Raw genomic sequence first — 13,949 nt, 5'->3', positions numbered from 1 at the left:
ATGTTATGAAAAAAGAAGCTGATAACATGATTGACAATATAGAAAAAAGACTTGAAGGTTTTGGATATGTATTAAAAGATGGAGACAAGTGGTTAATAGATTTTGTTAAAGAAAAGATAGAGAATATCATTAAACTAGATTGTAATATAAATGTTATTCCTATTGAATTAAAAGAAATTGAAGTAGATATGATAGTTGGAGAATTTCTATTTACTAAGAAGAATATGGGGCAACTAGATATAGAAAACCTTAATTTTGAAGCTGTAGAAAAGTCTATAGAAGAAGGTGATACAAAGGTAGATTTTGCTATAGGGAGTGGCTCACAAACACCCGAACAACGATTTGACAGTCTTATAGCATACCTTACTACTTATGGTAAAGATAAAATATTAACCTTTAGGTGTTTGAGATGGTAAACAAATCAAGGAAAGCAATAGAAATGTTATATAGAGATAAATGCACTATAGTAGAATATCAACCAATTAAAGACTATATTACAAAACGAACTAATAATAAAGAAGTAGTTGTATTAGAAAATCAACCTTGTAAGCTTTCATATAAGAATATTACTTCTACAGAACAGGGAAAAGTAGCTAAGCTTACACAAACTATTAAACTCTTTATAGCTCCAAATATAAGCGTTAAGGCAGGTTCAAAACTTATTATAAATAATAAAGAATATGTAAGAAGTGGAGAACCTGCGATATATCCGAGCCATCAAGAGATAATACTTGAGTTATTTAAGGATAAAGCATAATGGCTAGAGGAGGAAGTGTTGATTTTAAAGAACTAAAGAAGCTACAAAGGAAATTACAAAGATTAGAAAACAGTCAGATTGATAAATTTTTAAAAGATTGTGCAAGAGAATTAGCTGCAAGACTTGTTCGTAAAGCTAGGAAGCGTGGACGTACACCAAAAAAGACTGGAACCTTAAAAGAAGGTTGGGGTGGGATAGCATATGCTAGGTCACTTCCTGTTACTAAAGTTGGAGATAATTACGTTATAGAGGTAAAGAACCCAGTTCCTTATGCTAGCCACGTTGAGTTTGGACATAGAACTAGAAATCTTAAAGGTTTGGTAAAAGGAAAATATATGATGACTATTTCAGTAATGGAATTAAGAGAAGAAGCAGATGCAATAATAGAGAAAAAATTAATGATTTTATTAAAGAAGGTATTTGATGCTTAATAATATAATTGATGGGATATCAGTAAAATTAGATAAGTCATTTGGAGATAGTTACACAATTTACAGTGAAGATGTAGAGCAAGGTATAAATGAACCTTGTTTTTTTATTGTTCCTATAAACTCGAGTAAGGTATTATATCCAAATGGCAGAGAGTTGAAGAAAAACTCATTTGATGTATATTACTTACCACGTTCAAAAGATAAGAATTTTGAAATAAATGAAGTAGCTGAAATGTTACTAGAGGAATTAGAGTATATAAATGTGGATGAAGATTTGGTAAGAGGAACAAATATGAACTTTGAAGTCGTGGATAATGTACTCCATTTCTTTGTTGATTATAACTATTTCACTATGAAAAGTAATAATACAGAAAAAATGAGTGATGTTGAATTGTTTGGTGGATTAAAGAGAGGTGATAAGCTTGAGTAAAACATTAAGTAAAGAAGAAAATTACAAGTTCACTAAGGAGCAGATAGTTAATTCTAAAAAATATGTAAATAGAAAAGATTTATTAAATGCAATTTTAAAAGAAAATGAATTATATTCCTTCTCAGATGTAGAGGAAATAATAGATAAATTTATGAAAGGAGTGAGTTAGATGGCTTTAGGTGGAGGAACATTTATAACACAAAATAAGGTACTACCTGGTGCTTATATAAACTTTATTTCAGCTAAGAGGGCAACAAGTTCTCTTAGTGATAGAGGTATTGTAGCAATGCCACTTGAACTTGATTGGGGTATTGATGAAGAAGTATTTCAAGTGACTAGTGATGATTTTGAAAAGTATTCAACTAAGTTCTTTGGATATGATTACACTCATGAGAAGCTGAAAGGACTCAGAGACTTATTTAAAAATATAAGGCTAGGATATTTCTATAAACTAAATAAAGGAGTTAAAGCTAGTTGCAGTATTGCTACAGCGAAGTATAGTGGAATAAGAGGTAACGACTTAAAAATAATAGTTACAACAAATATAGATGATAACACTAAATTTGATGTTGTAACTTTGTTAGATAATAAGAAAGTAGATACACAAATAGCTAAAGTCATTACAGACTTACAAGACAATGACTATGTTAGTTGGAAAAAGGATGCAACACTAGAAGCAAGTGCAGGACTTGTATTTACTGGTGGAACTAATGGAGAATCAGTTACAGGAGCAGAGTATCAAACTTTCTTGGATAAAATAGAAAGTTACTCATTTAATGCACTAGGATGTTTGGCTACAACAGCAGAGATTAAAAGTCTATTTGTTGAGTTTACTAAAAGAATGAGAGATAAGGTAGGGGCTAAGTTTCAAACTGTACTATATAAAAAGAATGATAGTGATTATGAAGGTGTAGTATCTGTAGAAAATAAGATTAAAGATACTGGATTATTAGAATCGAGTTTAATTTATTGGGTAACTGGAGCTATAGCAGGATGTGATATAAATAAATCTAATACAAATAAGCGATATGATGGTGAGTTTGATGTTGATGTTAACTATACTCAAATACAGTTAGAAGAAGCTTTAAAAACTGGTAAGTTTATATTTCATAAAGTTGGTGATGAAGTTCATGTGTTAGAGGATATAAACACTTTTGTTAGTTTTACAGATGATAAAAATGACGATTTTTCATCTAATCAATCCATTAGAGTACTTGACCAAATTGCTAATGATATTGCAACTTTATTTAACGATAAATATCTTGGTAAAGTGCCTAACGACAAGGCTGGTCGTATCTCGTTTTGGAATGATGTTGTTAAACATCACAAGGAGTTAGAAAATATAAGGGCAATAGAAGAGTTTAAAACTGATGATGTTAGTGTAGAACTTGGAAATGATAAAAAAACAGTTGTAGTAAGTGATGCTGTAAAGGTTATTAATGCAATGAGCAAACTTTATATGACTGTTTCAGTAAGCTAGAGAGGAGAGTGGTTATAGATGTCTAAAAACGCACCTATGAATGTTAAAGATACAATAAGTGCATCTTTAGCACAATGTTTTGTAACAATAGAAGGTAAAAGATACAATTTTATGCAAGCTATTAATTTAGAAGCTAAAGTGGAGAAGAATAAAAGTGAAGTTCCAATTCTAGGGAAAACAACAAAAGGAAACAAAACAACTAGTACTACAAATACCGGAAGTTCAACTTTCCATTATAATACTTCTATTTTTAGGGAATTACTTTATAAATACAAAGAAACTGGCGAGGATATTTATTTTGACATACAAGTTACAAATGAAGACCCTACATCAGCTGTAGGAAGACAAACAGTAATACTTAAAGATTGCAATATGGATAGTGGAATAATTACTAAATTTGATGCCGATGGTGAGTATTTGGATGAAGATATGGATTTCACTTTTGAGGACTGGGAATTGGTCGAATCCTTTTCATTGCTTAAAGGAATGGAATAAAATACACATTTATAAATTATAGATGTGTATTTTTTATTTATAAGAATAGGAGATGGTTAAAATTAAAGATAAATATGAGATAAAAGATTCAATTTATTTTGATTATAGTAAGAAAAGACCTTTGGAAGAACGTGTCAGCGAGATGTATAAAAAGGCAGGAAAATATCTTATAGATATTTCAGATAAGTTAGCAACAGATACAATTGATGGTTCGTCATTAAAGCCAATAATAATAAAATTTGAAATAAATGAAGCTGGTGTTGCAACAATAGAAAAACAAACAAAATATTTAGTTATGGAGGTAGAATAATATGGGAGATTTAAACGCTTTTTTAAGTCAAAATGCAATAAAAGTAGAGAATAGAAAGTATGTAGCAAGTAATAGATTTATAGATGAAGATGGGAAACCAATAGAATGGGAAATAAGAGCATTATCTTCAGAAGAAGATAATATAATAAGAAAAAATTGTCCAAAGAGAGAACCCATTTTAAATAAAAAAGGAAAACACACAGGACAATACAACACTGTAACTGACTATAATAAATATTACGAAGAACTAAGTATAGCTTGTACAGTTTTTCCTGATTTGAATGACTCAATGTTGCAAGATAGTTATAGAGTTATGGGAGCAAATCAACTGCTTAAAGCAATGCTTACACCAGGCGAATATACAGAATATGTGCAAGAGGTACTAGATATAAATGGTTTTGACAATTCATTTGAGGATAAGGTAGAAGAAGCAAAAAACTAATTGAAGAAGGCGATTATGATTCTAACATAGCTCATTATTGCCTTCACAAGTTTAAGTGGAAACCGCATGAATATATGGATTTGCCAGTTGATGAAAAAGCATTTGTTGCTGCATCTATAGATATCAAAGTAGAAGAAGAAAAAGAAGAAGCTAAAAAAGCTGACAAAGATGCAAAGAGAGGTAGAAGAAGATAATCTCTAATGTAAAAATTTTACCAATATAGTATAATATTGTTAAAGAATATAATTTAGGGGGATATTATATTATGAAGAAAAAAGCATGTTTTTTAGTTTCTATTTTTATAGTTATCTGTTTGGCTATTGTAGGGTGTTCTAATTCAGAAAGTCTAGAGAGTAGTAACAAAGATAATAAACCAAAAAAAGAAGAAAAAAAGGATAAAGAAGTAGTCATAGGAGAAAAAATTGTTTCAGATAAAATGGAAATCACTATTAATAAGGTTGAATTCTCTTATGATGTGTTACCAAAAGTTAAGGAAAGTTTCTATACACATTATCCTGCTGAGTCAGGTAAAGTATATATTGATATTGCTGCTGATATAAAAAATACTCAAAAACAAGAGTTAAATTGTTCAGATTTACTAACTATCGAAGCAGACTATAATGATGGATATAAATATTCATCACAAACAATAGTAGAAGATGAAACAACAGGTTTTACTTATGATAATATTACTAGTATTGACCCTTTAGAAACGAAGGGAGTTAGATTTATAATTGATTGCCCTGATGAAGTAAAAACAAGTGATAAGCCAGTGATATTAAATTTTACATTTGATGGGAATAAGTATGTTTATAAAATGAAGTAATTTATTCAAAAATGAATATATTATAAAATGAAGGAGATATTTTATGAATGATACAGTAGAATATATATTTTGTAGTAAGTGTGGAGTAAAGTGTTTAAAAGGAAGCAAGTTTTGTAGTGAATGTGGAAATAAAATAGATGATATAAAAATGTCAAATGAAAGTATTACTAAAGATAAAGAATATGACTTAAAAGGTGTTAGTTTACAACATATAATGCAAGAAACTAATTTTATAAAAGCTTCGTCTATAAGAAGGTTAAAAGAATTAACTGGAATAGATTTAGAAGATTGTAGAAAAATATTAGAAGAGCCATATCAAAAATATTATGATGAAAATGCTGAAATGCTTGAAGAAAAAAGAAAAAAAGAAGATGATATGTCAAAAATTAGAAGGGCTAAAGATGAAAAGAAAGAGAAAGAAAAAATAGCTTGTTGTCCTAGTTGTGGTTCAACATCTTTATCAGCACATAAAAAAGGTTTTGGTATAGGAAAAGCAGTAGTAGGAGCGAGTCTAACTGGTGGTATAGGTTTAGCAGCTGGAAATTTAGGAGCAAAGAAAGTTAGAGTTACATGTTTGAATTGTGGAAAACAATTTTGGGCAGGTAAAAAATAAATATTAGAGATAAAAGCATTTACTTATTAAGTAGATGCTTTTTTTATAACAAGAATTAGAAAGGAGGTTGAAAATATGGCTACTATACAAACTTCAATAAAAATTTTTGATGGAATGACACCAGCTTTCCGTAATATGACTACATCTATTAACACAACAATTAATAGTTTAGAGAGATTACAACAAAGATTACACAGTCCTATAAATACTGGTGGGATACAAGCATCTCAACAAAGTTTAAATAATATAGAAAGTATTCTTACAAGAATAGAACAAAAAATAAGTAAAACTGATGAACAGCAAAAAAAATTTAATGAAGATATTAATAAAGGAGCAAGTTCTACGGATACACTATTAGGTAATATCAAAAAGGTTGCAGGAGCTTACATAGGGCTGAAAAGTATTGGTAGTTTGATTAATTTAAGTGACCAAATGACTAACACTAATGCAAGGCTCAGCATGATAAATGATGGGCAACAATCAGATAGTGGACTTAATAAAATGATATTTCAATCAGCAGAAAGAGCAAGGGCATCTTATTTGGATACTGCAAAAATTGTAACTCGTGTTGGAATGAATGCAGGTAAGGCATTTAGTAGTACAAAAGAAATAGTAGCATTTGCTGAACAATTAAATAAAAAATTCGTAATTGCAGGAGCAACGACAGAAGAAACAAATTCAGCTTTACTACAGCTAACACAAGGACTGGGAAGTGGCGTTCTAAGAGGTGAGGAACTGAATGCAGTGTTTGAGTCAGCACCTAATATTATCCAATCTATCGCGGATTACCTCGACGTGGACATAGGAAAAATAAGGAGCATGGCAAGTGAAGGAATGCTTACAGCTGACATTGTGAAAAACTCATTACTTGCAGCAGCGGAACAGACTAATGCAGAATTTGAAAAGATGCCTTACACCTTTAATCAAATTTGGACTTCAATTAAAAATAACGCAATTATGATATTTGGTGTTATACAGAAAAAGATAGAACAATCCATGTCTAGTAAGGGATTTCGAACCTTTATAGATAATCTGATAGATACTTTATATATTTTAGGAGCTGTTGGGTTTGATATTTTTAATGGATTTATTACTCTATTAAGTAGCCCAGTTTTTCAAGGATTCGCTAATATGATGCTCGTTTCGATAGGGATAGTTGTTCAAGGATTTGGATGGCTATTGACAACTATAGGAAGTGTCGTTAATTTTATTGCGCAAGGTTGGAGTATAATACAACCTTTATTAATTACTAGTATTGTATTATGGGGACTATACAAAGCTGCTATTTTAGCAGGTGCTATAGTAACAGCTGTTCAAGTAGGTTGGACAGCTTTACAAGCGTTTTGGACGAATCTACTAAATGGTTCATTGCTTACAAATATAATGATGAGTATTGCAGCTGCAATAGCAACAGATGCTTTGAGTGGCTCAATGATACTTTTAATCACAACAATAGTAATGGTTGTAGCTGTAATAGCTTTAGTCATAGCAGCAGTTTTTGTAGGCATAGCTATATTCAACCATTTTGCAGGGACGAGTATAAGTGCTATTGGTGCAGTAGCAGGAGCAATATCAGTTGCAGCTGCTTTTGTAGGAAATTTGTTTGTTGCAACAGGGAATTTAATGATAGATATTGTAGCTTTAATATACAATACTCTAGCAGGCTTTGCAGAGTTCTTTGCTAATTTTTTAGATGACCCAATTGGTTCTGTTCTAAGAGCGGTATCTGGAATGGCTAATGCTGTATTAGGTATTATAAGAAGTATCGCTAGTGCATTTGATACTGTATTTGGTTCAAACTTAGCAGATGCAGTAAGTGGATGGCAAGATACACTACAAGGATGGACTGATAAAGTAGCAGGAGAAGCTAAGATAAAAGTTGAAAGAATGGACCCTAGTAAACTACATTTTGAACGATTTAATTATGGGAAGGCATGGGATGCAGGGTATAAGTGGGGCGATAAACTAGAAACTAATATAAAAGATAAATTTGATATTAGCAAAATGGCAGAAGATGCAAAGAAAAAGTTAGGGTTAGATGATTTATGGGATAAAAAGTACGGTTTAGGAGATGGAATTGGTTCAGCAGGGCTTAATTCTCCACTTGGAGATGCTGCCAAAGGAGCGAAAGATACTGCGGGAAATACTGCAAAGATGGCTAAGACCATGGATAAAAGTCAAGAAGATTTAAAATATCTTAGAGACATTGCAGAACAGGAAACTATCAATAGGTTTACAGGAGTCAACATTAAAATTGACATGAACAATACAAACAACATAAGTAAAGATACTGACTTAGATGGAATAGTTAATGTACTAACTGAAAAATTAAATGATGCTATGGTTGTTTCAGCCGAAGGAATAGTTTAGGAGGTGTTTAAATGGCTTATGATTTTTATTTAGATGGAGTACAATTACCAATCACACCTGGAAAATTAGAAGTAAAGATAACAAATAAAAATAAAACTGTAGACCTTATAAATGATGGAGAAGTAAATATATTAAAGACTCCTGGTTTATCAGAGTTTTCATTTGAAGCAGAATTTACACACAATAAACTACCATTTTATCGTGGTCAATTTAAGGATGTTCAATTCTTTTTAAGTAAATTAGAACTATTAAAAACAGATTGTAAGCCATTTCAATTTATTGTATCTCGTGAGTTAGGCAATAAAGTATTATTTAATACAAATAGAAAAGTATCACTTGAGGAATATAACATAGTAGAAGATGCAGACAATGGTTCAGATTTTAAGGTTGCAATAAAATTAAAACAATATAGAGATTATTCAACTAAAAAATTAGTTCCTGCTACACCCAAAACTACTAATGAGACTGGTAGACCAAGTGTAAAGATAGAACCTAAGAGGGTCGATTCAGTCAATGCACCAAACACTAAAACATATACAGTCAAAGCAGGTGATTCTCTTTGGTCAATTTGTCAAAAGCAACTTGGAAATGGTTCACTATATAAGAAAGTATATGAACTAAATAAATCAATGATGGATAAAGCTAACAAGGGTAAAAAAGTACCTAAATATACCATCTATAAAGGGCAGGTGTTGAGGCTTGGATGATGAATTAATTCTTGCAAATGATAGGGATGTAAGACTAGTAATAGCTCACTTAGAAGATTTCTATGAGCCTGTAGTTTTAGATGGTATTACATGGGAAATTGAAAGACGAGGTATACCAAGTAAATTAGAATTTACAATAGTTATGGATAGGATATTAGAGTTTTGCGAAGGTAACTCAGTAAGATTATATTACAAGGGTGTAGGCATATTTTATGGATATATATTTCAGAAGAAAAGAGATAAAGAAAATCATATCAAGATAGTTGCCTATGACCAATTAAGATTTTTTAAAAATAAAGATACTTATGTTCTTGAGAACAATACTGCAAGTGAACTTGTAAAGATGTTAGCTAAAGATTTTAAATTAAAATACAATGTCATAGAAGATACAAAATATAAAATATCGAGAGTTGAAGAAAATAAAACACTCTTTGATATGGTTTTAACTGCACTAGATGATACTCTAAGAGAAAAAAAAGAAATGTATGTACTTTATGATGATTTTGGAAGAATAACTTTAAAAAATGTTGCTTCTATGAAACTGGACACGGTTATGAACAATGATGTAATAGAAGACTTTGACTATAATTCATCAATAGACAGTGATACTTATACAAAAATTAAACTTGTCAGAGACAACGAAGAGACAGGAAAAAGGGATGTTTATATTGCACAAGATTCTACGCATATGAGGAGTTGGGGAATACTTCAAATGTTTGATACAGTAGACAAAAACATGAGTGAAGCAGAGATAAAACAAAAATGTGATATACTTTTAAAACTATATAATAAGAAAACTAAGTCGCTAAGTTTAAAAAACGCAATTGGAGATATTAGAGTAAGAGCAGGTTGTTTAGTACCTGTTTTTTTGTCGTTAGGAGATATTGAATTGCAAAATTATATGTTAGTTGAGAAAGTAAAACATACATTTGAGAATAATTCGCACTTTATGGATTTGACTCTTGTTGATGGAGACGAATTTGCTTCTTATTCTTCAAGTTCGTATAGTAGTGGAAATACTAATAATAAAGATGAAAAGAAAAATGGTCCTGCACAAAGTACTACAAGTAAAGAAGACAATGATATGATAAATAAATTAAATAAAGTATTTAAAAATAAGTTATCAAATACAGGAAGTATATTTGTTAAATATTCTAATGCTTACAAAGTCAATGCAGCTTTAATGGCTGCTATTTCTATACATGAAACTGGTAATGGAAGTTCTTCACTTTGTAAAAATAAAAATAATTTCTTTGGAATGAAAGGAATGTCTTTTGGCTCTGTAGATGAAGGAATAAAAAGAGGTATAAGTAATTTATCAAGAAATTATATCCATACAGGAAGGAAAACATTAGAAAGTATAAGAGATAAATATGCACCTCTTTATGACAGTCCTCTTAATAAAGATTGGGTACCAGGAGTAGGCAAATTTTATAAACAAATAACAGGAAATGCATATAGTTCTAATAGTGCAGGTACAGGAGTTGGGAGCAATGAAGAAGCAGAAAAGAATTTAAAAGATACAACTTATCAAGTTCAAAACAATAACAATGCTAATACATCTACAAATAATAGCTCTAAAACAGATAAATTAATTAATCTAGCAAAAAGTAAATTAGGTTGTAAATATGTGTATGGAGCTACAGGACCTAATACTTTTGATTGCAGTGGATTTACTCAATGGTGTTATAAACAAATAGGTATAAAAATTCCTCGGACTGTTGCAACACAAAGTAAAGCAGGTAGTGCAGTGGATTTAAAAGATAGGAGTAAATGGAAAGCAGGAGATTTACTATGTAGAGTTGGTGGAGGAAGTAGTAATCATGTAATGATGTATCTTGGAAATGGTCAAATGATTCATTCGCCACAGACTGGTGATGTAGTAAAAATACAGTCCATTGATTCATATAGAAGTGGCAAGGGATATACACATGTAAGAAGGTTTATATAAGTGAGGTGATAAAGTGTCACAGGAATTATTACAAATAATCAAGAAAGCTGCAATGGATGCAGTAGAAACAAGTAATCCAATTAGGGTTGTATTTGGAACAATAGAAAGCATTAATCCTCTAAAAGTTAAGATAGAACAGAAACTATCTATCGGTGAATTTTTTTTAATACAAACAGATACATTTAAAAGATGTACAGATAAAAAGATAGGAGATAAATTAGTTTTAATTCGTATGCAAGGAGGACAACAGTATTTAATTTTAGATAGGATGTGATAAAGTGATACCAACAGACGCTATTGACTATGATATAGAAGATGTATCAATTATAAATTTTGATGTAAGACAAGAACCAAGTAAGACCTTTAAACTGAATACAGAAAAATCTAAGATAGATGGTATTTGTGATGATGTGGAAGCATTAAAACAGACCATCTTTTTAATTTTGAACACAGAAAGGTATAATCATCTTATTTATTCTCGAAATTATGGAGTTGAACTAAACGATTTAATTGGAGAGCCTATTTCATATGTAATACCCGAACTTGAAAGACGAATCAAAGAAGCACTAATTCAAGATGATAGGATTGAAAATGTAGATAATTTTGAGTTTGAAAATCAAAAAGGAAAGGTCCAGTGTAAATTTATGGTCCATACTAAATATGGAAATATCAAAGCAGAGAAGGTGGTGAGCATTTAGTGTTTGAACTTATGACATTTGAAAATATAATTAAAAGAATGTTAGATAGTGTACCAGATACTTTTGATAAAAGAGAAGGTTCTATAATATATAATGCCTTGGCACCAGTTGCTATAGAACTTACAGAAACATACATTGCTATGGATGAATTACTAGACCAAACCTTTGTTGATACTGCCAGTTACTATTATTTAGAGAAAAGGTGCAAAGAGCGAGGAATTACACCACTATCTGCAACAAATACAATTGCAAAAGGAGTCTTCAATATAGATATTCCTCTTGATTCACGCTTTAATCTAGGAGAGTATAACTATGTAGCAATTGAGAGAATATCTGAAGGTATATATAAGATGAAATGTGAAACCGCTGGACCTATTTTTGAGTTAGGACAATTAATACCTATCGAATATATAGACAAATTAGAAACAGCAGAACTGACAGAAATATTGATAAATGGAGAGGATGAAGAATCTGAGGACAGTTTAAGACAAAGATACTATGATAGTTTAAATTCTCAGTCATTTGGTGGAAATATACAGAATTACAAGGATGAAGTTAACAAGATACAGGACGTTGGAGGAGTTAAAGTTTATCCTGTTTGGAATGGTGGAGGAACTGTTAAGTTAGTAATAATTAACTCTAACTTCAAAGTACCAAGTACCGATTTGGTTAATCTAGTACAAAAAGAAATTGACCCAATTGGACATCAAGGACAAGGCATTGGATTAGCACCGATAGGTCATAGAGTAACAGTTGAAGGAGTCGTGAGTACAACTATAAACATATCAGCAGATATAACATATAAGAGTGGCTACGCTTGGGAGAATATAAAGACTATAGCAGAAGAAGCCATTGACGACTATTTAAATGAACTTAACATGAGTTGGGAAGATGAAGAGAATTTAATAGTTCGTGTATCTCAAATTGAAACTAGATTGCTTAGTATTGATGGAGTATTAGACATTGCAAATACTATGATAAATGACGTTGCATCAAATTTTAGTGTTGATAAAGATTCAATAGTAGTAAGAGGTGAGGTAGTTGGATAAAGATATAAATTTAATAAGTTACTTACCACAAATTCTGCAAGACAAAGAAGAATATATAAAAGCATTTAATGCAGATAACAAAGAAATAAAGATACTATATGATAAATTAGATGACGTCTTAAATGACCAGTTCTTAGAAGATTTAACTCCAAGTGGTGTGAAAAGATGGGAAAAAATAATGTCTATAGTTCCAAAAAGTAATGAGACATTAGAGGATAGAAGGTTTAGGATTTTTAGTAAATATATAAGTAAATTACCCTATTCAGAGAGATTTCTAAGAAGTTGGTTGGACAATATTGTTGGAGAAGGTAATTATGAATTAACTATTAATAATGCTACTTATAACATTCATTTAGAGAGTGACGCAAGGAATCAAGACTGGTTTGAGGAAGTTCATTCTTTTGTAAGTAGTATCAAACCTTGTAACATGACTTTAGATTACACTAGGGTGCTTGTAAGCAAAGATAATGGTGTGTATTTTGGAATAACCACTTTGATGGGGCAAGAAATAACTATATACCCTTGGAGTCCACCAAACATAGAAACTTATGGAGAAATTGACATATTAACAGGTAATGGAGCTGGATACCAAGAGGTAACAATATTTTAGGAGGTGATATATTGGCTATAGATAAAAGTTATTACACTATAATTACAAATGTAGGAAAGGCAAAGATAGCAAATGCAAGTGTTACAGGCAACAAAGTAGGGTTTGTAAAAATTCAACTTGGTGATGGTGGAGGAAGTGAGTATACTCCAACAGAAAGCCAAACAGCCCTAAAAAATGTAGTTTGGGAAGGTAATATTGGGAATACAACTACAGATGAAACAGCACCAAATTGCATAATACTAGAGAGTCTTATACCATCAAGTGTAGGTGGGTTTATGATAAGAGAAATAGGATATTTAGATGATGAAAATAATCTAATTGCAATCTCTAAATATAAAGAATGTTATAAACCTTCTATAGAACAAGGAGCAGTTGTTGATATGAAGGTTAAAACTGTGCTTATTGTATCTAATGTAAATAATATAGAACTTAAAATTGACCCTACGATAATTTTTGCTACATTAAAAGATTTACAAGATTTAGAGGCTAAAATAGATACTGTTGACACTAAAATTGATACAACTAAAACAGAGTTAACAAGCAACATAGAAACTACTAAGACAGATTTAAATGGAAAAATAGGAGATACAACATTACTTGAAACAACAGATAAAACAAATATAGTTAGTGCATTAAATGAGGTAAAAACTAGTGTAGATAGCATAGAAACAACAGCAGAGAAAACAAGTATAAAAGATACAGATAATCTATTTACTAGTAATAATGTAGAAGATGCTTTAAAAGAGGTTTTTCAAAGTGGAGTTAATGCTAAGAATAATG

Annotated in this window: 19 protein-coding genes; all 19 read left to right on the top strand. The window is 30.8% G+C overall.

What is annotated here, in order from left to right; all coding sequences use genetic code 11:
- Positions 1-5: 5 nt before the first annotated feature.
- Positions 6-416, top strand: a complete 411-nt coding sequence (locus tag IC219_RS17265) for a hypothetical protein (protein ID WP_227831619.1) — start codon at positions 6-8, stop codon at positions 414-416.
- On the top strand, positions 410-757 hold the full coding sequence (locus IC219_RS17260) for a hypothetical protein (RefSeq protein WP_227831618.1): 348 nt from the start codon (positions 410-412) through the stop codon (positions 755-757). Before IC219_RS17265 ends, IC219_RS17260 begins: the two co-directional genes overlap by 7 nt.
- Positions 757-1,188, top strand: a complete 432-nt coding sequence (locus IC219_RS17255; RefSeq protein WP_227831617.1) for an HK97 gp10 family phage protein — start codon at positions 757-759, stop codon at positions 1,186-1,188. Before IC219_RS17260 ends, IC219_RS17255 begins: the two co-directional genes overlap by 1 nt.
- Complete coding sequence (locus tag IC219_RS17250) at positions 1,181-1,618, top strand: DUF6838 family protein (RefSeq protein ID WP_227831616.1); 438 nt, start codon at positions 1,181-1,183, stop codon at positions 1,616-1,618. Before IC219_RS17255 ends, IC219_RS17250 begins: the two co-directional genes overlap by 8 nt.
- Positions 1,602-1,787: a hypothetical protein gene (locus tag IC219_RS17245; RefSeq protein WP_413926962.1), complete on the top strand. Its 186-nt coding sequence runs from the start codon at positions 1,602-1,604 to the stop codon at positions 1,785-1,787. Before IC219_RS17250 ends, IC219_RS17245 begins: the two co-directional genes overlap by 17 nt.
- Complete coding sequence (locus IC219_RS17240) at positions 1,788-3,098, top strand: phage tail sheath family protein (protein WP_227831614.1); 1,311 nt, start codon at positions 1,788-1,790, stop codon at positions 3,096-3,098.
- Positions 3,099-3,116: 18 nt separating this feature from the next.
- The gene (locus tag IC219_RS17235; RefSeq protein ID WP_227831613.1) at positions 3,117-3,593 is read left to right on the top strand and encodes a phage tail tube protein; all 477 of its coding nucleotides are present in this window, start codon (positions 3,117-3,119) and stop codon (positions 3,591-3,593) included.
- 52 nt (positions 3,594-3,645) lie between these two features.
- Positions 3,646-3,903 carry a hypothetical protein gene (locus tag IC219_RS17230; protein WP_074105526.1) on the top strand — a complete coding sequence of 86 codons (258 nt, stop codon included), beginning with the start codon at positions 3,646-3,648 and terminating at the stop codon, positions 3,901-3,903.
- 1 nt (position 3,904) lies between these two features.
- Positions 3,905-4,345: a phage tail assembly chaperone gene (locus tag IC219_RS17225; RefSeq protein ID WP_227831612.1), complete on the top strand. Its 441-nt coding sequence runs from the start codon at positions 3,905-3,907 to the stop codon at positions 4,343-4,345.
- A 265-nt stretch (positions 4,346-4,610) separates the two neighbouring features.
- Entirely contained in the window at positions 4,611-5,171 is a 561-nt protein-coding gene (locus IC219_RS17220; RefSeq protein WP_074105528.1) for a hypothetical protein, read from the top strand.
- A gap of 43 nt (positions 5,172-5,214) precedes the next feature.
- The gene (locus IC219_RS17215) at positions 5,215-5,784 is read left to right on the top strand and encodes a zinc ribbon domain-containing protein (RefSeq protein ID WP_227831611.1); all 570 of its coding nucleotides are present in this window, start codon (positions 5,215-5,217) and stop codon (positions 5,782-5,784) included.
- A gap of 75 nt (positions 5,785-5,859) precedes the next feature.
- The gene (locus tag IC219_RS17210; protein ID WP_227831610.1) at positions 5,860-8,154 is read left to right on the top strand and encodes a tape measure protein; all 2,295 of its coding nucleotides are present in this window, start codon (positions 5,860-5,862) and stop codon (positions 8,152-8,154) included.
- Positions 8,155-8,165: 11 nt separating this feature from the next.
- A complete protein-coding gene (locus tag IC219_RS17205; protein ID WP_227831609.1) occupies positions 8,166-8,861 on the top strand; it encodes a LysM peptidoglycan-binding domain-containing protein in 696 nt (231 codons plus the stop codon).
- On the top strand, positions 8,854-10,812 hold the full coding sequence (locus IC219_RS17200; protein WP_227831608.1) for an NlpC/P60 family protein: 1,959 nt from the start codon (positions 8,854-8,856) through the stop codon (positions 10,810-10,812). Before IC219_RS17205 ends, IC219_RS17200 begins: the two co-directional genes overlap by 8 nt.
- Positions 10,813-10,825: 13 nt before the next feature.
- Positions 10,826-11,086, top strand: coding sequence for a DUF2577 domain-containing protein (locus IC219_RS17195; protein WP_227831607.1), 261 nt, complete (start codon positions 10,826-10,828; stop codon positions 11,084-11,086).
- A gap of 4 nt (positions 11,087-11,090) precedes the next feature.
- Entirely contained in the window at positions 11,091-11,510 is a 420-nt protein-coding gene (locus tag IC219_RS17190) for a DUF2634 domain-containing protein (protein ID WP_227831606.1), read from the top strand.
- Entirely contained in the window at positions 11,510-12,559 is a 1,050-nt protein-coding gene (locus IC219_RS17185; protein ID WP_227831605.1) for a baseplate J/gp47 family protein, read from the top strand. Before IC219_RS17190 ends, IC219_RS17185 begins: the two co-directional genes overlap by 1 nt.
- Complete coding sequence (locus tag IC219_RS17180; protein WP_227831604.1) at positions 12,552-13,169, top strand: YmfQ family protein; 618 nt, start codon at positions 12,552-12,554, stop codon at positions 13,167-13,169. Before IC219_RS17185 ends, IC219_RS17180 begins: the two co-directional genes overlap by 8 nt.
- Before the next feature lie 11 nt (positions 13,170-13,180).
- On the top strand, positions 13,181-13,949 hold a 769-nt coding region (locus IC219_RS17175), incomplete at its 3' end, for a phage tail protein (RefSeq protein ID WP_227831603.1).

It is taken from the genome of Clostridioides sp. ES-W-0018-02, assembly GCF_020658175.1.
GTDB lineage: Bacteria > Bacillota > Clostridia > Peptostreptococcales > Peptostreptococcaceae > Clostridioides.
This window is presented reverse-complemented; position numbering and strand designations above follow the sequence as displayed.